The sequence below is a fragment of the Nonlabens dokdonensis DSW-6 genome (assembly GCF_000332115.1).
Classification (GTDB): domain Bacteria; phylum Bacteroidota; class Bacteroidia; order Flavobacteriales; family Flavobacteriaceae; genus Nonlabens; species Nonlabens dokdonensis.
On record NC_020156.1, the window covers coordinates 307,181 to 329,381 of the forward strand.

At 35.5% G+C, this 22,201-nt stretch carries 20 protein-coding genes; 10 read left to right on the top strand and 10 right to left on the bottom strand.

All coding sequences use genetic code 11. From position 1 onward, the window contains the following. Positions 1-99 precede the first annotated feature (99 nt). From DDD_RS01230 to DDD_RS01245, 4 genes are all read left to right on the top strand, one after another. Positions 100-2,655, top strand: coding sequence for a T9SS type A sorting domain-containing protein (locus tag DDD_RS01230; RefSeq protein ID WP_015360890.1), 2,556 nt, complete (start codon positions 100-102; stop codon positions 2,653-2,655). 5 nt (positions 2,656-2,660) lie between these two features. Further along, on the top strand, positions 2,661-3,101 hold the full coding sequence (locus tag DDD_RS01235) for a hypothetical protein (protein ID WP_146250749.1): 441 nt from the start codon (positions 2,661-2,663) through the stop codon (positions 3,099-3,101). 248 nt (positions 3,102-3,349) lie between these two features. Next, positions 3,350-4,900: an FMN-binding glutamate synthase family protein gene (locus DDD_RS01240; protein ID WP_015360892.1), complete on the top strand. Its 1,551-nt coding sequence runs from the start codon at positions 3,350-3,352 to the stop codon at positions 4,898-4,900. 70 nt (positions 4,901-4,970) lie between these two features. After that, positions 4,971-5,489 (top strand): DUF7935 family protein, encoded by a 519-nt coding sequence (locus DDD_RS01245; protein WP_015360893.1) that lies wholly within the window; start codon positions 4,971-4,973, stop codon positions 5,487-5,489. A 48-nt stretch (positions 5,490-5,537) separates the two neighbouring features. Here the strand turns inward: DDD_RS01245 and DDD_RS01250 are convergent, their stop codons facing one another. Then, the gene (locus DDD_RS01250) at positions 5,538-7,634 is read right to left on the bottom strand and encodes a M1 family metallopeptidase (RefSeq protein ID WP_015360894.1); all 2,097 of its coding nucleotides are present in this window, start codon (positions 7,632-7,634) and stop codon (positions 5,538-5,540) included. Between the two features lie 159 nt (positions 7,635-7,793). Between DDD_RS01250 and DDD_RS01255 the strand changes: the two genes are divergently transcribed. Continuing rightward, positions 7,794-8,324, top strand: coding sequence for a class I SAM-dependent methyltransferase (locus DDD_RS01255; RefSeq protein WP_015360895.1), 531 nt, complete (start codon positions 7,794-7,796; stop codon positions 8,322-8,324). Then, the gene (locus DDD_RS01260; protein WP_015360896.1) at positions 8,324-9,187 is read left to right on the top strand and encodes a glycosyltransferase; all 864 of its coding nucleotides are present in this window, start codon (positions 8,324-8,326) and stop codon (positions 9,185-9,187) included. Before DDD_RS01255 ends, DDD_RS01260 begins: the two co-directional genes overlap by 1 nt. Here DDD_RS01260 and DDD_RS01265 read toward each other — a convergent pair. Both DDD_RS01265 and pafA read right to left on the bottom strand, forming a co-directional pair. Beyond that, positions 9,177-9,668: a DUF6646 family protein gene (locus DDD_RS01265; protein WP_015360897.1), complete on the bottom strand. Its 492-nt coding sequence runs from the start codon at positions 9,666-9,668 to the stop codon at positions 9,177-9,179. The two genes, DDD_RS01260 and DDD_RS01265, sit on opposite strands and share 11 nt — an antisense overlap. Positions 9,669-9,847: 179 nt before the next feature. Beyond that, complete coding sequence (pafA, locus tag DDD_RS01270; protein ID WP_015360898.1) at positions 9,848-11,536, bottom strand: alkaline phosphatase PafA; 1,689 nt, start codon at positions 11,534-11,536, stop codon at positions 9,848-9,850. 97 nt (positions 11,537-11,633) lie between these two features. On the opposite strand from pafA, the gene DDD_RS01275 reads away from it, so the two are divergent. Beyond that, a complete protein-coding gene (locus DDD_RS01275; RefSeq protein ID WP_041566831.1) occupies positions 11,634-12,371 on the top strand; it encodes an MlaE family ABC transporter permease in 738 nt (245 codons plus the stop codon). After that, complete coding sequence (locus DDD_RS01280) at positions 12,371-13,135, top strand: ABC transporter ATP-binding protein (protein ID WP_015360900.1); 765 nt, start codon at positions 12,371-12,373, stop codon at positions 13,133-13,135. Before DDD_RS01275 ends, DDD_RS01280 begins: the two co-directional genes overlap by 1 nt. Positions 13,136-13,160: 25 nt before the next feature. Here DDD_RS01280 and DDD_RS01285 read toward each other — a convergent pair whose 3' ends face one another. Further along, positions 13,161-13,685 carry a hypothetical protein gene (locus tag DDD_RS01285; RefSeq protein WP_015360901.1) on the bottom strand — a complete coding sequence of 175 codons (525 nt, stop codon included), beginning with the start codon at positions 13,683-13,685 and terminating at the stop codon, positions 13,161-13,163. A gap of 159 nt (positions 13,686-13,844) precedes the next feature. Here DDD_RS01285 and DDD_RS01290 point away from each other — a divergent pair, with 159 nt between their 5' ends. Next, positions 13,845-14,555 (top strand): hypothetical protein, encoded by a 711-nt coding sequence (locus DDD_RS01290; protein ID WP_041566832.1) that lies wholly within the window; start codon positions 13,845-13,847, stop codon positions 14,553-14,555. On the opposite strand, the gene DDD_RS01295 is transcribed toward DDD_RS01290, so the two are convergent. The 4 genes from DDD_RS01295 to DDD_RS01315 form a co-directional block, all read right to left on the bottom strand. Continuing rightward, complete coding sequence (locus DDD_RS01295; protein ID WP_015360903.1) at positions 14,530-15,036, bottom strand: DoxX family protein; 507 nt, start codon at positions 15,034-15,036, stop codon at positions 14,530-14,532. The genes DDD_RS01290 and DDD_RS01295 overlap by 26 nt on opposite strands. Before the next feature lie 127 nt (positions 15,037-15,163). Beyond that, the gene (locus tag DDD_RS01300; protein WP_015360904.1) at positions 15,164-15,364 is read right to left on the bottom strand and encodes a helix-turn-helix transcriptional regulator; all 201 of its coding nucleotides are present in this window, start codon (positions 15,362-15,364) and stop codon (positions 15,164-15,166) included. Further along, a complete protein-coding gene (locus DDD_RS01305; protein ID WP_015360905.1) occupies positions 15,364-15,798 on the bottom strand; it encodes a hypothetical protein in 435 nt (144 codons plus the stop codon). Before DDD_RS01305 ends, DDD_RS01300 begins: the two co-directional genes overlap by 1 nt. Positions 15,799-16,320: 522 nt before the next feature. Next, complete coding sequence (locus tag DDD_RS01315) at positions 16,321-16,767, bottom strand: hypothetical protein (protein ID WP_015360907.1); 447 nt, start codon at positions 16,765-16,767, stop codon at positions 16,321-16,323. Between the two features lie 651 nt (positions 16,768-17,418). Between DDD_RS01315 and uvrA the strand changes: the two genes are divergently transcribed. Next, positions 17,419-20,247, top strand: coding sequence for an excinuclease ABC subunit UvrA (uvrA, locus tag DDD_RS01320; RefSeq protein WP_015360908.1), 2,829 nt, complete (start codon positions 17,419-17,421; stop codon positions 20,245-20,247). Positions 20,248-20,310: 63 nt separating this feature from the next. On the opposite strand, the gene DDD_RS17805 is transcribed toward uvrA, so the two are convergent. Together DDD_RS17805 and DDD_RS01325 are read right to left on the bottom strand one after the other, a co-directional pair. Beyond that, positions 20,311-20,577, bottom strand: a complete 267-nt coding sequence (locus tag DDD_RS17805) for a hypothetical protein (RefSeq protein ID WP_146250751.1) — start codon at positions 20,575-20,577, stop codon at positions 20,311-20,313. A 335-nt stretch (positions 20,578-20,912) separates the two neighbouring features. Continuing rightward, entirely contained in the window at positions 20,913-22,013 is a 1,101-nt protein-coding gene (locus DDD_RS01325) for a serine hydrolase domain-containing protein (RefSeq protein ID WP_015360909.1), read from the bottom strand. Between the last annotated feature and the right edge of the window lie 188 nt (positions 22,014-22,201).

The window sequence follows — 22,201 nt, forward strand, 5'->3', positions numbered from 1 at the left end:
ATATTTTTGAGTAGTAATTGAGTACCATCTTAAAATTGAGATTCAAGAATCGGATTATATTTTAGCGACAAATTCAAAAAAAATGTTAAAGTCAATTTTATGAAAAACAAAATATTACTAATTATAATAGGTGCAATTGCATTTATTGGACAAGCTCAGGTTTCTCAAAACTATAAACAAATAGCCAAAGAGTCTGAAGCAAATTATTACACAATTGTAACTCAAGCAAGACAAGAATTTTCAGAAATGGATCTTTCTATCAGAAAAAATAGTCAAGCTAAAAAACAATTTGAAAGATGGGTTTTTTACTGGCAACCTAGAGTAAATGCAGATGGGACTTTTCCTAATGAGCTTCAAGGTTATTACAATGCTGGAATCTTATCTAATACTGGTGAATTACAAAAACCTTTTATCGCTAAAAGCACTCAATCTAATGAAAGTTGGACTAATGTAGGACCAGCACAAGCGGACTTAAATAACAATGGATATACAAACTATCCACAAATGGGACGTCTGAATACTTTATTACGTATTAAGCATCCTACAACAAGAAGTCAAGATGTGCTTTTAGTAGGTGCTCCTGATGGCGGAATCTGGAAATCTAATGATGGTGGCGCTACTTGGGCACCTAAGTTAGATTTTGCAGCAGGTATAGGTGTTACAGATATTAGAACCGTACCTGGTACTACTACTGCAAATTATTTAACACGACCAATTTATGTTTCTACAGGAGATTATGATGGTCAACAGTCTAAATCCATAGGTGTCCTGAAATCCACAGATGGTGGTGAAACTTTTTCCTCCACAGGTTTGACTTACACTCCAGATCAACAAATGACAATGGGGGATATTATAGTCATAGACGCAAACACGGTTTTCGTTGCTGAAAAACAATTTATTAAAAAGACGTTAGATGGTGGTGCTACTTGGACTAATGCTTATGATTCTCAATTTGCTAACTCCTTAATAGGTAGAGCCGCATTTAATGGTACTGAAATAATGTTTACATCAGGACAAGAAGTTTATTATACTGATAATTATAACAATGATGTGAATTGGGATGCTTACGATTTTACTAGCAACGTTAATAAAAAGTCAGTTACAACTGATGCTAATGGGGATTTCTATACTCAGGACCAATCTGGTAGAATTAGAAAATTTAATAAAACAAGTAGAACTTTTGTAGATTTCGGAACTATTCCACCAGGATATGACTCGCAAAGTGGTTATAATCAGGCTTTGGTAATCAACAACAGTCTTTTTCTTACTGGAGCAGTAAGAGGTGCATCTTCTACAAATAATGGGGCGACATGGACTAATACGCTTAATGAAGCGTGGACTGGCCCTACGGACTCTGGCGTTTATGTACATTCAGATCATCATAGAATGGGGCAATTAGACACTGATCTAGAGTTCTGGAGTGTGAATGATGGAGGATTAAATTATGTTACTTACGCATCAACAACAGACATTAAACCTACAACTACTTATCTATCTTCTAATGTAATCGTTACACAATCGTACTCTATTGCTATTAATCCATCTGCAAATGATGATTCTTACTTGATGTCTAATCAAGATAATGATGCATTCAGTAAGAGAAATGGATCGTGGTATGCAGTAAACTTAGGTGATGGAATACAGTCTGCTATTAATTATAATAATGCTGATATTAGATATGCTTCAGATCAAAATGGAGGAATTGTACAAACAAATACTGGTTTTCAAGGACAATTGAATGGTAATGGGAATTTTGTTTCTGTTCCTTCGGCTAGTTTTTACTTCCCACTTGAAATGAATAAAACAAACCCTAATTTCTTGTATGCAGGTAGTAATGATGTTTATAAAATTGACGCTACTAACGCGATGAATTTGACTATTAGCCCTACTAACTCTGGTCTTACAGATTTAATATCCATTGCTACTCATGGTAATGCAATTATGGCTGCTTCATTCTCGTCTATTAAGTTTTCAAGCAATGGAGGAACCACTTGGACTAGCATAGGTTTACCAACGGGAACTTCTGGGGAAATAAGTTCTGTCGATTTTGATGGTACTAACAATAATAATATGTACGTAACTTACAGTGGTTATAATAACAATAGTAAAGTCTTTAAGACTACTAATGGTGGAACTAGCTGGACTAATATTTCTAGTAATTTACCTAACATTGTAACCTATGAAGTAATGTTAAAACAAAACCAGTCGTCTGAATATTTATTTTTGGCTACTGAATTAGGCGTCTATTTCACTAATAATTCAGGAACTTCTTGGAGTAGATTAGGCCAAGGCTTACCTAATGTAAATATAAGAGATATTGAAATTCATTATACTGCAGATAAGTTAGTTGCTGGTTCTTTTGGTAGAGGTTTATGGGAAATCAATATTGCAAACTCTACACTTAGCTCAGATTCCATAGATGCTCCAACGGTAGAGGTAACCGTATACCCTAATCCTACAAGTGATCTTCTAAACGTTAAAATAGCTGACAGTAAACAGTATAATTATGTAATGTATAACGTAGTAGGTGGAATCGTTAAGAAAGGTACTATTTCTGATAAAGGAATTGATGTAAGTGAATTAGCACAAAACATGTATTTACTGCGTGTTTATAATGATGCAACAAGTGTTACCAAAAAAGTAATTATAGAATAGTCCAATTGAAACTTAAACCATTCAGATTATTGATCGTTGTAATGGCTGCTCTTTGCTTAAACTCTTGCAAAGAAGTAGCCATTAATGATGTCGTTAAAAAAAAATATATAGCGGGACTACCATCTCAAAGTAACTATATATTATACGAGTTTAATGCAGACGTAAAAGCTTCATTTTCTATAAACAATATAACCCTTATCAGTGGAAATGAGAAAACGGTTGTTGAACAATTCAGCTTCATAAACTCTCAAACTATGAGTGGCCATAAGGTTACTGATTTTAATAAAAAGTTTGATAGAGGGATTTATGAATTTACCTTTAGAATTGATTCTGATATAAATTACCCTTTGGAAGAATTTATTAATATTGATTACACCATCGATGGTAAAGAATACCATCTTAATAATCTAAATGTTAAAAAAGGTGGACAGTTCAATAAGAGGTAATTAATAATTGTATTAAAACTAAAACTTAGGAGCTTCGTAATCTAATACGGAGCTCTTTTTTTATTGATTTTTTCTAATTGCTTGTATGAGATTATTAAAGTTCAATTAGAATTCCGCTTTCGCGAAAGCGGAATATTAAGAACCATTTTTTCAACTTATTATATAACGATATTTAAACTTAGAACTGAAACTAGAACACCTTCTTCTTGTAGTCAAACTATTGTATTTTTGATTTCTAATTTACTTTCATGGAACAGATTTGGGAATTTCTTGTCGACATCGCTTGGTACTGGTATGTGCTAGCGTTTTTAATAGTCGTTGCTCTTTATGATATTTTCAATAAGAAACACATCATTTTGCGCAACTTCCCAGTCGTGGGACACATACGTTACTGGCTAGAAAGTATAGGTCCAGAATTACGTCAATACATCGTTGCCAACAATGGAGAAGAACTTCCTTTTAATAGAATTGAGCGCGGCTGGATTTATGCCAGTGCAAAGAATGAAAATAATTACGAAGGCTTTGGAACTGATCGAGATATTTACTCACACCAGTATATCTTTATTAATAATGCCATGATGCCATACAAAGTGGAGAAAGATCATGTCACTCAAAAAGAACCTGCTTTCCTTCCTTGTGCCAAAGTCATAGGCGCCTCAAAAAATAGAAAAAGACCCTTTAGACCAGCAAGTGTCATCAACATAAGCGCGATGAGTTATGGTTCTCTAAGTGCTAAGGCTGTAGATGCCATGAACAATGGCGCAAAGCAAGTGCACGCTTATCACAATACTGGTGAAGGTGGATTATCTCCTTACCATAAACGCGGTGCAGATGTGGTTTTTCACATAGGTACAGGATACTTTGGAGTGCGTGATAAAGACGGAAGCTTCTCGATGGATATGCTTAAAAAACTAGTTCAAGAGCATCCGCAAGTGCGTGCGATCGAATTAAAATTATCTCAAGGAGCTAAACCTGGTAAAGGCGGCGTGCTGCCAGGTTCAAAAATCACAAAAGAAATTAGTGAGATACGCAATGTTCCTATGGGCGAAGATGTACTCTCTCCACCTACGCACAGCGCCTTTGAAGGAATTCAAGGTTTAGTAGATTTTGTAGAAGAAATAGCACAAGAAACAGGTTTACCTACTGGAATTAAAGCTGCGATAGGAAAGTTAGAACAATGGGAAGAACTGGCAGACATTATGAAAACCACTGGCAAGGGACCTGATTTTATAACAGTCGATGGTGGCGAAGGCGGAACAGGCGCAGCACCACCGAGTTTTGCAGACCATGTTTCTCTACCTTGGGTTTATGGGTTCAAAGATTTGTATCAAGTTTTTCAAAAGCGAGATCTAACCGAACATATTGTTTTTATTGCTTCTGGGAAATTAGGCTTTCCTGCAAAAGCTGCCATGGCATTCTCCATGGGAGCAGATGTTATTAATGTCGCTAGAGAAGCAATGATATCCATAGGTTGTATTCAAGCGCAAGCCTGTCATAATAATACCTGTCCTACCGGTATCGCAACTCAAAATAAATGGCTGCAACGAGGCATAGTCGTTCCAGAAAAAGCAGGAAGACTCGCTAGCTACTTTAAAAAATTTAACAAAGAATTGCTAGAGATTACGCACGCGGCTGGATACGAGCATCCATGTCAGTTTGATATGCGCGATGTAGATGTAAGCGTAGGCGATAGTAACATGACCCAAACGCTAGAACATACGTATAAGTATCAAAAAACGCCTGTACCTTTTCAGGGAATGCAGGCCTTAAAGGATTGTGTGCATTTAGGAGGGAAATGAATTTAAAAATTGTTAGTCTGCGACAAAATATCAACTTATTTTTGAGCGTTTCAAAAACTAAACTATTACTATGCAAGATGCCGTTTTTTCTTTGTTCCAAACCTTATTACCAGCTTTTCTAGTAGCTGTTATTGCCTTTTATTTTCTTTCTTCTTACATGAAAAATGAAGAAAGAAGAAGAAGATTTATAACCGTACGCGAGTCACAAGCAAAAACGCTCCCTACTCGCATGGCTGCTTATGAACGTCTGGTGCTTTTTCTAGAAAGAATTAAACCTGCCAGTCTGGTAGTGCGTACAAAGTCTGGAAAGATGAATAAAACAGAATATGAGCAGAGTCTTATATCTGCCATAGAAGTTGAATTTGAGCACAATATTGCACAACAAGTTTATGTAAGTGAAGAATGCTGGAACATCATACGCGCAGCAAAAAACACAACTATTCAAAAAATACGTCAGGTATCTATGAGTGATAAAGTAACGACTGCTGACGGTTTAAGACAAGCTATCCTAAATGACTTAATGGATAAAAGAGCTCCTAGCGCAACGGCAATAAGCTTTTTAAAGTCTGAAGTGAACGATTTATTTTAGGAAGAAAAACCTGCTAAAAATAAATCCTTCTTCATAAGAGCACCTTTACTAGTTGATTCCTAAAATCTTTTTCAACTTTTCTTGATTTATGGTATCAAAGCTATCCATGGATTGGTTAATGAAGAACTTTCCGTTTTCCTTTTTATATTGAGCCTTTAATATATCTCTAGCATTTTCATAAAAACGCCAGACGTGATGCAAACTAGCCTCCATTAAATCTTTATAATTTTGCTGACTCATAGCATTGAGATTTATAAGGTAATCAAAGGCAGCGGTTCTTATCTCTGTGCTGTATTTAGTACTGGAATAAGATTGTAAACGTATCAATAGTGGCTTCAATTCTTCGTTAGAATATCCGCTAGAGTTAAGTGCCAAAACTATCCATGACATATCTAGACTAGGATTGATCTCTTCCCATGATGCTCTAGCTTTTTCAAGTAAAGCACGTTTATCTTTTGCATCATTCCATAAAAGAAACAATGCCGACTCTCTAGTAACATATGAGGGATCATTTATTAAATTAGTAACTAATTCCCTATTCTGATCGTTAAGCTCTTGTGTGCTTAACACAAACAACTGGTTGATCTCTAGATTATTTAAAGCAAGAGCTTTTTTTATTAAATCATACTTTCTAGGGTCATCGTGAATACTTAACTGCGCGACCATTTCCTTCACCATTTCTACCTCAATAGGATCTTGTAAAGTTTCTTTATAAGAATTATAGGACTCATCAAAACTAGAAATACGCCTGGCAGATAATTGTAAATACTTTTCCATTTGAGCATCCTTTCTCAAAATACGCAAAGCTTCGGCTGTAGGGAAAGTCGTAGAGGTCAACCAAAATGTTTTAAAATTTGATAAATCTACCATTGAAATACGTTCTACAGCATCAAGAAAGTCTTCTGTAGTTACATTTTTATATTGATTACTCTTAAGGTATTCTTTGATACTAGCTCGTAAGTTATCTGTTCCTACTTCATCCTTTAAAGCGTGTAATGCCCAAGCACCATGCTGATAAAAAGTAAGTGAATTTGCCTTAGGATCAAGAAGAGCTGTGCTTTTTCCGTTAGAAGATTGTTCATGTAAAGCCTCAGCATAATCAAATAGTTGCTTCTGGAAATAAAAATCTCCGTAGATATTTCTTTCCGCTAGTAATGCATAATAACTCGCAAATCCTTCATGCAACCAGTGGTGCTTGCTATCAGTTTCTGTCACTAGATTGCCAAACCATTGATGCGCTAGTTCATGTGCATTAACATTTACATAACTGCGGTCATTTGCTCCCAAAGAATCTGCAAAAAACTGATCGTTAAATATGGTTGTACCAGTATTTTCCATTCCCGAATACAAAAAGTCTTTTACAGGAATTTGCTTGTAATTTTGCCATGGATACGCCACTCCTATCTCGCTCTCTAGAAAATTAAAAATTTGCTTAGAGTATTTGTAAGTAGACGCTACTTTATCTTCTTGACCAGTGTAATAGTAAAATTCTAAAGGAGTACCTCCGTTACTACTGTCTCTTTTTACCTCATAATCACCAGCCACAATCGCAACAAGATAACTGGACATAGGTTTTTTCATATCATAAGTCCAAGTCTTAAAATCACTGCTAGCCGCAACATCTTTTAAAGAACCATTTGCAATGACAGTTTTGTTTTGCGGTGCGGTGATTTTAAAATCCCAAACCATTTTGTCATTCATATCATCAATGCTTGGCAGCCAGTTACTCGTGTATTTACCTTGACCTTGCGTCCATACTTGCTCCCACTTTCGGTCGTTATCCTCATCAATATGGTACATTGCTTTAGAAGGAAAGCTGGTAAATGAGATTTTAATTTTTTTAGTCTCGCTTTCGCGAAAGCGAGATTCTACAACTAACTTCTCACCATCATAAATAGTCTTGACCTCTTTGCCGTTTATAGTCGCTTTGTAGTTGACTAAGTTTTTGGCATCTAGAAAAACAGAATTGGTATTTTTCAAAACGTCTAGTTCAAAGATTACTTCTCCAGAGACTTCGTTAGAAAAAGCATCGAGCTGAATTGCTGCTGAAGCCTTCTTAAAGTCAACAAATTCCAGCTGGCTCGTTGTGTTTTGAGAAAATCCTAAAGCGGATACAATTAATGCAATAAAAAAAGTCCATTTCATAGAGGCGAAAAATACAAAAGATGTACCGTTTTTACTCGTTGTATAAAATGCTTAACTCTTATTAACTATTGCTTGCACGCAATCTTTTACATTTTTACAAAAGTCGCTCGACACAAAGAAGAGAAACCTTTATTTTCGTATTTCAAATAAGAGCCTACATTGTACGAAAAAAACTTTCCTCATAAGCGATTTCAAATTACACTAGAATTTCTAGAAAAACATATTCCTAAGTCGGATAGGATCTTAGATTTAGGAGTAGCAAATCCGTTTTCTAGAATTATGAAAGACGCTGGATATGACGTTAAAAATACCTCAGGAATTGACCTGGACGATGACGTGCATGAAATCGAGAGTTTTGATGGCGAGGTAGTTACCGCTTTTGAGATATTTGAACACCTTGTTTCTCCCTATACTTCTCTTAAGGCCATTCCATGTGGTAAATGCGTTATAAGCGTTCCTTTAAAGTTATGGTTTGCGAGTGCTTATCGCAATAAAAACGACATCAGAGACCAGCATTATCATGAATTTGAACCGTGGCAGCTGGATTATGTATTAGAAAAAGCGGGCTGGAAAGTTGTAGATCGAGTGAAATTTACAAATCCTGTAAAAAAACTAGGAATACGTCCATTACTTAGAAATTTTACAGATCGTTATTATTTGGTGTATTGTGAACGGAATTCTAGCAAATAGTGAAAATCGCAATCGTCATACCAGCTCATAATGAAGAACAGTATATACAACTTACTTTAGAAAGTCTTGTACAACAGTCTCATGGGCCAGCAAAAATTATTGTAGTCGATGATAATTCAACAGACAGAACTCGTGAGATAGCATTATTCTATTCTAAAAAACTACCATTGCAAGTAGTTTCAACGACATCTAAAGCAATAAATATCCCTGGATCAAAGGTGATACAAGCGTTCAACTTGGGGCTTTCCCACATCAATATAGAAGATTACGACATCATCTGTAAATTTGATGCTGATCTTATTTTTCCCAAAAATTATTTAGAGGTTTTGGTATCTCGCTTTCGCGAAAGCGAGACAATAGGAATGGTAGCTGGACATTGTACTATCGCTAAAAACGGGAAATGGGAAATTGAAAACCAGAACAATCCTGATCACATACGAGGTGCTTTAAAGGCATATAGAAAAGAATGTTTTAAACAAATAGGTGGTTTAAAAGCTTCCATAGGTTGGGACACCATTGATGAAATGCTCGCACGATTTTACGGTTGGCAAGTTATAACCGTTCCAGATTTACACGTAAAACATTTAAAACCTACTGGAGCAGCTTATAATTCAAAGTCTAAATACTTGCAGGGCGAGGCTTTCTTTAAAATGCGTTATGGATGGTGGCTCACTTTTATTACTGCGGCAAAAATGGCTTGGAATAAAAAGCAAATACAACTGTTGTACGATTATCTAAGAGGATACCAAATAGCAAAAAGTAAAAACCTTGCTCCGCTAGTGACAGAAGAGCAAGGTCATTATATTAGAAACTACCGTTGGAACGGTATTAAGTCTAAATTAGGTGTGAAGCCTAGAAGTTAAACGCTAGTCCTAATGTAAAATTGAACTGATTATACAATTCTTCTGAAGGTGTTAAATCTTCTGTTTTATACTTCGCTAGTGGAAAAGCCGCTTCAGAAAAGATTCCAAAACCATCAGTAAAAAAATATCTTGCTCCTAAGTGACCACCAAAATTTTTGGTGCTAAAATGAAGTCCCGGATATACATCAAACATAGGATCTACATTGATTACGTCTCCTATATTAGCATTAAATCGTAAATTTAACGTGGCTCTTTCATCAAAATCTGCATCGATATTATCATCGAGACCCAAGGCATAATTTACACCTAATCCTATAGAAAAGTTTTGTGCGATTCCATAATCGTATGTTCCTTGAATACCAGTAGCTCCATCTTGAAAGTCTGCTCCTATTTGAACTTTTTGATCTCCTTTACCAGAATAAATTTGCGCATTTGCCGTCACACTACATATGATAGCTGCTATAAGTAATATTTTTTTCATGTTTTAGTTTTTTAATTATCTATACAAATATAAGATTATCAAGTGTAAAGCAAGTTAATTGATTTCTCTCAAAACACTTTTTAGATATCATTTATAATTTATCATGAGAATTGTGATAGCATCCTAAAGAATTGAAAAGGCTTCAATCATTGGAAAATAATCTCTTTCTGAATTCTAGATTAGTTTTTAAGCACTTCTTTAATAGGGTTTCCTGTGGCACCGTTAGGAAAACTAATACCTAACAAACTTGAAATGGTAGGAGCTATATCAATAATTTCTGTACGCTGGTTACTTGATCCTTTTTGGATTCCGTTTCCGTAAAATAAAAGTGGGACGTGTGTATCATAGCTTTGAGAACTTCCATGGGTAGAACCTGTTTTAGAATAAGAAATCACCGCTGGTTCTAGTACATAAATGACGTCACCACTACGTTTATGATGAAAACCATTTTGTATAAGTTTTCCCGTGCCATCCTGCATAGCTCCTGCCATAAGTGCATTTCTCGTATACACTTTGTCAATATGCTTATAGTCGATGATGGTATATGCAATAAAATCTTCCACCGCAGCAGCATCTAAATTATTATCTACTAAAGTCTTACGATCTAGAAAAATCTGTCCGTTAGAGATATTTGAAATAAGATCTATTGCTCCATATTTTGATTGTAAATCGTTTTCCAATTGAGATTGAAAAGCAGATCTTTCAAAATAACCTGCGTTTATCTTATTGCTTTGAAGGTATGCGGGATTATTTACCGCTCCATGATCTGCAGTAAGGAAAACTGTATAATTATTCTTGCCTACTTCCTGATCTAAAGCTTTTAATAATCTTTCTATTTCTAAATCAAGTCTCAAATACGTATCTTCTATTTCGATGGAATTGACACCGTATTGATGACCTATATAATCTGTACTAGAAAAACTCACTGCAAGAAAGTCAGTGATATTATCCTTACCTAAAGCTTCCTTTTTTAAAGCCTCTATCGCAAAGTCTGCCACTATTGTATTTCCAAAAGGAGTTGCTTTTAAAAGATTGAAATTACCATTGCGTTGTCTCAGTAAATTTAAGTCATATGGAAAGGTTGCATTTTCTTTCCCTCTAGGCGGTTTTTCAAATTCATTTAGATCGTTACCACTAGCCACATAAGAGTTGATAGGATAAAGGGTATTCCATGTTTTAAGGTAACTGTTTGCCTTTTTTGAAACATTGAAATCATTTACCCATTGCGGTAATGCGTCCATATAAAAAGTACTAGAAATAAAATTACCTGCATCTCCACCTTCAAACCAGTAAGCAGCATCTGCAGCGTGCCCTGCAGGCAGTATCGCACCTCTATCTTTTATAGAGATACCTATCACTTTAGACCTTCCTTGAGTATGCAATTCTAATTGATCTGTAACTGTTGTGGTCAACATCCTGCGAGGCGACATTTTTCCATCGTCACTTTTTGAACCTACACTTTCATAATCATTATCGCTAGCGTTGTAAATAACTTCTTCTTCAAACTTGTCGTACCAATTGTTACCTATAATCCCATGATTCATAGGAGATGTACCAGTATATATGGAGGCATGACCAGGCGCAGTGTAAGTAGGCACAAAATTATAATGGTTATTAGTAAGTTGATATCCATCGTTGATCAACCTATTGAATCCGCCATTTGTGTACCTGCTAGAAAATCGTGTTAAATAGTCAAAACGCATTTGATCGACTACAATTCCTACGACTAATCTTGGTGCTTCTTCATTAGTTGACTCTTGTAAATCTGATATTTGTTCTGTTGCTGGTGTAGAATTTTGCTTTCGCGAAAGCGTGCTACAAGAAGTTAATAATACAAAAGACAGTATGAAGAGAAGACAATTTTTCATCTATTAAAATTTGATGCAAAAGTAACCTAAGAAAAAAAGAACAAGTTTAAGAAAGCATTAAATTGTGTAGCATTTTTTTTATATACTTTTACCGTCAATGAGATTTTTGAAACATATAGGTCGCTACATGATCATGCTCTTTGGAGTATTTAGAAGACCCACCAAAGCCATTGTGCTTAAAGAATTGATTCTTAAAGAAATAGATGACTTAATTATAGGTTCTCTAGGGATCACCGCTTTTATCTCACTCTTTATGGGTGCGGTAGTGGCATTACAAACGGCGTTAAATCTAGATAACCCTTTAATTCCTAAATCTCTTATAGGATTTGCTACACGGCAATCGATTCTCTTAGAATTTGCTCCTACTTTTATTTCTGTTATTATGGCTGGTAAAGTAGGTTCTTACATAACTTCTAGTATAGGCTCCATGAGAGTTACAGAGCAAATTGATGCTCTTGAGGTTATGGGCATAAATCCACTAAATTATCTGGTATTTCCTAAAATCATTGCGCTACTGTTCTATCCGTTTTTGATAGCGATTATCATGTTTGTAGGTATATTAGGTGGTTATCTAGCTAGTGTTTATGGTGGTTTAACCAGTTTTGAAGATTTTATAGTAGGCTTACAAGATAATTTCATTCCATGGCACGTCATGTATGCTTTTATAAAAACTATGGTTTTTGGAATACTTCTAGCAACGATACCTAGTTATCATGGATATTATATGGAAGGTGGCGCACTAGAAGTAGGAAAAGCGAGTACAACGAGTTTTGTATGGACTTGTGTTGCGATTATCATTGCAAATTATATTTTAACTCAACTATTACTAAGCTAATGATACAGGTAAATAACTTAAAGAAAAGCTTTAATGGTGAGGAAATCCTAAAAGGAATTACAGCCACTTTTGAGAAAGGTAAAACTAATATGATTATAGGTGCCAGTGGATCTGGTAAATCTGTTTTTTTGAAAAATATGTTAGGCCTATTTGTTCCAGATGATGGTGAAATCGTCTATGATGGCGTTGCACTAAATGAGATGGAAATAGAAGAGAAAAGTAAATTGCGCACTGAAATGGGAATGTTATTTCAGCACAGTGCCTTGTTTGACTCTTTGAATGTAGAAGAAAATATCATGTTTCCTTTACGTATGTTTAATAGGATGCGTAAAAAAGAAAGGCGTGAAAAAGCAAACGAAATTCTAGAACGAGTAAACCTCGTCAATTTAAATAAAAAGATGCCCAGCGAGATTTCTGGTGGGCAACAAAAACGCGTAGCCTTAGCACGTGCCATTGCAAATAATCCAAGATTTCTTTTTTGTGATGAGCCTAACTCTGGTCTAGATCCTAAAACAGCCACAGTTATTGATAATCTTATTCAAGAAATCACTCATGAACGTAACATAACCACAGTTATCATATCACACGATATGAACTCGGTTATGGAAATAGGGGAAACAATTGTTTTCTTAAAAGACGGTAAACTTGCATGGAAAGGAACAAATAACGAAATCTTTAAAACAGACAATGAAGCTGTAACTGATTTTGTTTACAGCTCTAATCTTTTCAAAAAAGTACGTATCGCACAAAATGAAGGATTCTAAATCCATCATCTTGGTCTAGAAAATTTTACTTACCACTTCCTTTAAACTGCTGGTCTTTGCTTGCAAAAAGCACATTAAACGTTGTAAGACTTCCATATATACGTGTGATGTACTGTTGCAGGTCGATTTTAAGTTGATCATCAAGATCATTAGAACTATTGATTTTTTGTTCCATTACTCTCAAGCGGTCTCGTAACATGACAATCTTATGCCAGAAAGTATTGATAGGAATTTCTTTATCAGCAAGATTAGAGTCTGCTGGTCTTAGGATCATAGTTCCATTTTTATATTTATCTGCAAGCGCAACTACTTGAGTCACATCGCTAAATCGTTCCAGAATCTCTCGCAAGGATTTTTCTACATCATAGAAACTTATGGTATCAACATCATCAACGCAAGCTTCAATAACTTCAAATTCTTCATCAAGCGGTATAGTTTCTAGCCCATCTTTTTGAAAAGTAACCCAATACATCTTTGCAGTAACATTAGTTACTACTCCAAAACCATATTCTGGATGATTAATCCTTGATCCTATTCCTAATATTTTCATCTTTATTCTAATTAATTGTTTTGTTTATTACCATTTTTTAATCTAAAATGGTCTTCGATAACTTTATGCTGAATATATCGAAGTGCTCAGACTGACAAAGAAATTGCAGTAACAATGACATAAGTTTATCTTTGCCTAAAATCATAAATTTCCATCACATTGAAAAAGATATTTCGTTTTTTATTAAAATTATTTTTGGGGCTTTTGGGCTTTCTTTTGGCAGCCTTTTTAATCTTAAAACTTATTTATAACGAAGATATTCCTCAAGGAACTTCAGGAAAACCGGCAGATGAATTGGCTTTCAAAATACTAGATGCTATCAATCATAAAGAGTTCACCGAGGCGCAAGAGATTCACTGGACTTTTAGAGGTGTAAACCGCTATGAATGGAAATTACAGCAAAACATGGTAGATGTGTACTGGGACGATTATCGCGTGTCTTACCAGACTCAGTATCCTAAAATCAGTATTGCTTTTAAGGATGGTGTGCGTCTAGAAAGAGGAAAAGAACGCGATGAAGCCGTAGCTTATGCCGCACAAAACTTTAATAATGATAGCTTTTGGGTTATTGCTCCACATAAAATAATGGATCCAGGCACGATTAGAGAATTGATCGAAGAAGATGGTAAACAAAAACTTCTAGTTACTTACACTTCTGGTGGCTCCACTCCTGGTGATTCTTATTTATGGGAAGTAGATGAAAATTACCAACCTATCGCATTTAAAATGTGGGTGCAAATTATTCCATTAGACGGCATTGAGGCTAAATGGAGTGACTGGCAAATGACAGCTGGTGGGTTTCCGCTTTCGCGAAAGCGTACCTTTTTCGGACTTGAAATACCAGTTACAGACCTTGAAGTGATTCCCTAATCTTTTGTTTTCTCTTTTTTATCTCTTGCAACCTTAATCGCTCTTCCTTGAATTTGAAGGCATTCCAAAGGTTATAATAGTCTGCTGAATATTTATTGTAATACAAACTGTAAAATAAACCTACCTTGAGAATGAGCGTATAACTGTGAACGAGCGCTGTTTCTGTATCTCCTAAATAATGAAAAAGTGAAGTAAAGAATACGCCTATTACAATCGCCCAAATCAGGCTTATTCTCGCGTACAAACCTAAAAGTATCATTAGAGCAATAAAAAATTCTACGAGTGGTACCAATGGTGTCAACTGAGCAAGAAATTCTAGCGGACTATCAGTAGGAATGTAGCCCATTGATAATTCTATAAAGGTTTCAAAATTGGCCAAATTGTATATAGCATGAACCAATAAATAGCTACCAAGCGCTACTCTAATCACGGCATATAAAAACGTTTTCCAGTTGTTCTTTGAAGAGTATAAATGTGACATAAGTTATAAGTTTAGTACAATAGTTACGTCTGCAAAAAAAGCAGAGATGTTAATAAAAAGTTAACCGCTTTGTTATTAGATAATCTGTATTTTTTATCGGTTAAATAACCTAGAAACCCTTGATAATTCAATCGTTTTCATCCAGTTGAAATATCTCTTCTACGTTTACTTTAAACAATCGAGCAATTTTTAAGGCAAGAACAGTAGATGGTACGTACCTGTTTTTCTCGATAGAACTAATGGTTTGCCTAGAAACACCTATTGCCTCAGAAAGATCTGCTTGAGTCATTTTATGAATGGCGCGTTGCACGTGGACGGTGTTTTTCATTACAATTCTTGTTTAAAACGCCAGTAATTGATCAAATACACGATTTGAAAGAAGAAAACACCTATCGCACCAAATCCATCAAAATAAGTAACCAATCCTACCTTCAATAAACTGCTAAAAAAGAAATTAATTAGTGGAATCAAAATGACAACTAACATACCCTGCATAAAAGCATAAGCCATAGCCTTGTGTCTCAAGTTTAATAAACGCTCATCAGGATATTTATCTTTACTCAAGATAAGTATTAAAAAGCCTAAAAGTACCAGATGACCTGTTACAGCAGCAACAATTTTATCATTCAGTATTCCTGTCTTGTCGTTTGTAAAAAACAAAACTACACCTACTAAAACAGGAAGGATCGAGAACCATTTCATATAATGAGGTAAAAGTAAAAAATTACCTTTCCTAACTTTTTCTAATTGTTTATCGTTCATTACAAATCCCTCTTAAATATGTAAAAATAAATCAGATGAGCTATGTTAATGAAAATTATGAAAATTGGTAAACCATCGTAGATTCCGTTTTCATAATTTAAATCGGTAAAAAATAAATCGCTAAGCATTGTTATTAATGGTATGGTAACAAATAAAATGGCTACCCAACCCAGAGAAAAACTAAGTGACCGAAATCTTAAATTAGCTATTCGTTCATCTTCAAATTTATCTTTTGAAAATGAGATCATTATCAATCCTAAAAGAATACAACTGTAAAAGATTTTATTAAGAAGCGCGATTCTATCGAGCTCTGTCAGTAGGATATGTAGGATTAGCATTGAGGAAAATCCTGCGATCGCTATGACTATTCCTATTATTTTACCGTAATACGGTAATAGAAAGAAAAAATGCTTTTCGTTTCTAAGCCTCCAAAAGGTTGATTTATTTTGCTGTGACATATTTGATTATTTTAATTTTGAGATTTTAGGAATTTGAATTAATTATAAGAAAGAGATAGTTTTATTATAACTGCCTTTTAAAAATCTTAAAATACATTAGATAATAAAACAAGTAAGAAGACATGATAAAAAAGAAACTTTGAAATTCCCATTCTAGAGATTTACCTCTTAGACCATCCCGAAAGATCACGATAAAAGGCAATAGCAACAACATGGCAGATCCTAAAACAAATGCAAATGCAAACGCTCTATATCTTAATTGATTGGTTCGTTCATCTTCATTTTTATCACGAGAAAGTACCAGTATAAATAAACCTATAAGAATCATATGCATCAGAAGGTCTTTGAAAAAAACTATGTCGTCGCCACCTTTATAAGCGGTTAACATTAGACCAAGTATTGCAAGGACTGCTATTCCTATCCCTATCCATTTAAAAGAAACGGGCAGCAGTGGAAAAACACCACCTTTTCTCTCAAACTCACAAAACTTTTTTAAAGCTGAACTTTTCATAACGTAAAGTATTTTTATTATAATGACAAATATACTTTACATTTAGGAAAGTTTGCTTGTTTTTGTTATATTTTTTATAAAAATTGATTGATAAAGAAGGAAACACTTTTATTTAAAGACCTATTGGATTTAAAAAGTAAAAACTCCTTTCCTTAAAAAGGAAAGGTGGGCAAATTGGAGTTTACGGAAATTTGGTCGGAAAGGTTGAGAAGTCTTCGATAGGATTCTTACAAAGAATATTGCTCTATATTCCTTCACCTCGATTAGTAAATCGTTCTCGACTCTCGCTCGAACTAGCACATCCGTTTGTTTTGTAAAGAATCAACTACTTATTCAACATCGAGCGAAAGTCGAGATGTGGTATAGCATCTCGATATAAAATCGTTCTCGATACTTCGATAAACTCAGCCCAGCGCTATCGCTCGAACTAGCACATCCGTTTGTTTTAAAAAGAATCAACTACTTATGTAACATCGAGCGAAAGTCGAGATGTGGTATAGCATCTCGATATAAAACCGTTCTCGACTGCGCTCGAACTGACATATAACTTTGATTTTATTTTTATTTGTGATTTTGATTTAAGTTTTTTAAGTAACCTTTAATTCTATTTCTAGTGCTTTAGAAGTAACTTCGCAGGATTGCAAAAATTCTATGGCATATACTGACGAAATCATTGAAGTAAAAGGAGCGAGAGTCCACAATTTAAAGAACATTGATGTTAACATCCCACGTGAGAAATTAGTGGTGATCACCGGTCTTTCCGGTTCTGGAAAATCATCGCTTGCTTTTGATACCATTTATGCCGAAGGACAGCGTCGCTACATCGAGACTTTTAGCGCTTATGCGAGGCAGTTTTTGGGAGGTATGGAACGTCCAGATGTAGATAAAATTGACGGTCTTTCTCCAGTTATTGCCATTGAGCAGAAAACAACCAGTAAAAGTCCGCGTAGTACGGTTGGGACAATTACCGAAATTTATGATTTCCTAAGGTTGCTCTACGCTCGTGCTAGCGATGCCTATTCTTACAATACAGGTAAGAAAATGGTGAGCTACAGCGATGAGCAAATCCGTGATTTAATCATAGAAGAATATAAAGGACAGCGCATTAATATTCTAGCGCCAGTTGTGCGAGGAAGAAAAGGTCATTACCGAGAGCTTTTTGAACAAATTGCTAAACAAGGTTTCGTCAAAGTGCGTACTGATAATGTCATTGTAGATATCATGAAAGGTATGAAGCTGGACCGTTATAAAGTTCATGATATAGAGATCGTAATCGACCGTTTGCAAGTGGGCGATACTGAAGAAGACATCAAACGTCTAGACGAATCTATAAAAACGGCGATGTACCATGGTAACGATATCACGATGGTAGTTCCTCATGGAGAGAAAGAAGGTCGTTTTTTCTCTCGAACTTTGATGTGTCCAGAAACTGGAATTTCTTATCCAGAACCAGAGCCTAATAATTTTTCTTTCAATAGTCCTAAAGGCGCCTGCCCTAATTGTAACGGTATCGGTACTTTGTATCAAGTAAACGAAAACAAAATTATTCCAGACCGCAGTCTCTCCATCACAAAAGGTGGACTTGCTCCCTATCCAGATAATAAAAAGAACTGGATCTTTAAACAACTGGAATTGATCGCTCAAAGATTTGATTTCAAACTGACTGATCCACTGGAGAAAGTACCGGATGAAGCCATTCAAATGATTCTTTATGGCGGTAAAGAAAGTCTGGAAGTAGATAGCAAAAATCTAGGTGTAAAACGCAAATACAAAATTGATTTTGAAGGACTTGCTAATTTTATAGAACAAACCTACAATAATGCCGATAGCACAAGTCTAACCAGATGGGCAAAAGGCTTTATGGATAACGTCACTTGCCCAGTTTGTGAGGGATCGAGATTGCGCAAGGAATCTATGTACTTCCGTGTCAACGAGAAAAATATCCCTCAACTAGCTAACATGGATATCGCAGAGCTGGTAGAATGGTTTGAGGAGTTAAATGTCTCGCTTTCGCGAAAGCAACAACAAATAGCAACCGAATTATTAAAAGAAATCAGAGAACGATTACAGTTTTTACTAGATGTAGGTCTGGACTATTTATCCATCAACCGAAGTGCCAAATCACTTTCTGGTGGAGAAGCACAGCGCATAAGACTGGCAACACAAATAGGATCTCAGTTAGTAGGTGTTTTATACATTCTGGATGAACCTAGCATAGGATTGCACCAGCGCGATAATGAAAAACTGATTAACTCGCTAGAATCACTCAGAGACACAGGAAACTCTGTAATCGTGGTCGAGCATGATAAAGATATGATCGAGCGAGCAGATCATGTGATTGATATAGGTCCACGAGCAGGAAAATACGGTGGCGAAATCATCAGTGAAGGATCGCCTAAAGAGATTTTAAAACACGACACGCTTACTGCTCAATATTTGAATGGGAAACGTGAAATCGCAGTTCCTAAAAAGCGCCGCAAAGGAAACGGAAAGAAAATCTCGCTTAAAGGATGTACAGGAAATAACCTCAAAAATGTTTCTATCGATTTGCCTTTGGGTCAAATGATAGGAGTAACTGGTGTTTCTGGTAGTGGAAAATCTACTCTTATTAATGAGACGCTCTACCCTATTATGAATGCGCACTTTTTTAATGGTGTGAAAGTACCGATGCCGTATAAGAGCATCAAAGGATTGGATCATTGTGATAAGGTGATTGATATCAATCAAAGTCCTATAGGTAGAACACCTAGATCTAATCCTGCGACTTATACTAAAACCTTTGACGAAGTAAGATCGCTATTTGCTAAAACTCCAGAAGCATTGATACGTGGTTATAAGCCAGGTCGTTTTAGCTTTAATGTAACTGGTGGACGCTGTGAAACCTGCAAAGGTGGCGGACTAAGAGTTATAGAAATGAACTTCCTTCCAGATGTTTACGTGACTTGTGAAACTTGTCAAGGGAAACGATTTAATAGAGAAACGCTAGAAATACGTTACAAAGGAAAGTCGATAAGCGACGTGCTCAACATGACCATTAACGAGGCCACAGACTTTTTTGAACCTATTCCTAAGATTTATCGCAAATTAAAAACGATCAAAGACGTAGGTCTCGGTTACATTACTTTGGGACAACAATCCACTACACTATCTGGTGGAGAAGCACAACGTATCAAACTAGCCAGCGAGCTTTCTAAAAGAGATACTGGAAACACGTTTTACATCCTAGACGAACCAACCACAGGACTTCATTTTGAAGACGTACGTGTTCTTATGGATGTATTAAACAAACTAGTTGACAAAGGAAATACAGTGCTCGTCATAGAACACAACATGGACGTGATTAAAATATGCGATTACCTCATCGATGTAGGTCCAGAAGGTGGCCGCGGTGGTGGTACTATAGTCGCCAAAGGAACTCCTGAACAAGTTGCTAAGCATAAAACGAGTCATACGGCGAGGTTTTTGAAGAAGGAACTTTAAATCAGTAGGCAGTTTTTTAGTAGGTAGGTGGCAGTAAGTTTTTCTCATTTTATAAATAACTATTTAAACCATATAATAGAAGTTGTTTGTTATGAATCCTATTGCAATAGTTATTGATAAGAATAACAAATTGTTAGATAATGATTCTCTTTTTCTTATCAGTTTTATTCCAAAGTAAATATTGATCGCACAAACGAGAATGTTTACAAATAATACCCAATCTGGGTACATAAATGCAAAAGCTATATTTGTAAAATGGTATTGGTAATAGAGGACAATCATGTGATAAGACCAAAAGACGGATACAGTAGTCTGAATGGATCCTAACATGATCTTAATTTTATCTTTCACGTTTTGCATTATTCTAATTGATAAAATCTTCGTTTGAACGTTTCATGTTTATCTAAAGGTAATATTAATAATGAAGCGCTATATTTTAAAAATTTAAAACAATACTTATCAGGTGTTTAAAGTAACATTCTCTAACAAGGTTAGTAAGTTTTTACTCTAAATTCTAGCTTTTTAGAAAGTTTAAGCATCTTTCAACCTTTCCGACCAAAGCTCGCTATCGCTCACTTTGCCCACCTTTCATTATCCCAGTAATTTGCCTGAGCAAATTATCAGGGACTGAGGAAAGGAGTTTTTTTAAGCATTTTGAACAAGAGTTACCCTTGCTTTTGCAAGGTTTGCTTTATGGCTTCAAAGGTTCCTTCCCAGTTGACGTCGCCGTATTTTTCTCCTAATCGTACGATGATTAAATTGTCTGATGGACTAACGTATATGAATTGTCCCAGAATCCCTTCGGCAATGAAATCGCCTGTTGTGTTGGGAATCCACCATTGGTATTGATAGCCCCATCGACTTCCATTTAACGTATCAATTTTAGTAGAGTTTTTTACCCAATCTTTAGAAACAAGTTGTTTCCCGTTCCAGTTACCTTCGTTAAGGTACAAACGACCAAATTTTGCAAAATCAATCGCTCTCGCATTTAAACAGCAAAAGGTCTTTTCAATACCATTCTTCTTTTTATCAATGCTCCAGGAAGCATCGTATTCCATTCCAACTTCTTTCCATAATTTCTCTTCTAAGTATTGAGAAATGGTTTTCTCTTTCAAAACACGATCTAAGATAAGTCCTAACAATTGCGTGTTACCGCTTACATATTCAGTTCTCTCGCCAGGTTCTCTTTTTAAATCCAGTTTTAAACTGGACTTTTCTAGTCGTCTTCCATAGTAGAAAGTTGCTGCATCACCAAAGGGATTGTAATAGCTTTCATTAAAATCTAACCCAGATGTCATTTGTAGCAAATTCTCCACGGTTACCTCATCAAATCCGTTTTCTTTAAGCTCTGGAAGGTACTTAGTTACAGGATCATCTACCGAGCCAATTAAACCTTCTTCTAAAGCGCAACCTATCAAGAATGAGGTAAATGATTTTGCCATAGAAAAAGAAGCCACAATAGATGCTCGATCATAATCATTAAAATAGTTCTCGTATTTGATCGTGTCATTTTGAATGACTAAAAAAGCTACTGTTTTGTGTTTTTCAAGATAGTCTTCAAAGCTGCTGCCATCTTTTAATTTGACAACCAGTGGTTGTTCCACCTCTTTTTTAAAATAGAAAACATCAGTAGTATCATTTTTAATCTCTCGTTTAGGAAAGATTTTATGATCGGTAATGTTTGCAAAATTATAATAGGCAAATCGTCCTATTTTGCAGGAAGATGCGGTAATAACAACTAGTAGAAGGAGAACTATTTTTTTCATCGGTTAGAAACTTTAGCTTACTAAAATACAGTTTTTAGTAAAGCAATAAAAGTACTTATCACAACCATGACAGCTCCTAATTTATATTTGAAATGATCCAAGAACAATCAAATACCTCAGAAGACAGCTCAATCAATGTACTTTTTTTTATTCCGCTTTCGCGAAAGCGAAAACTTGAACCAGCATCA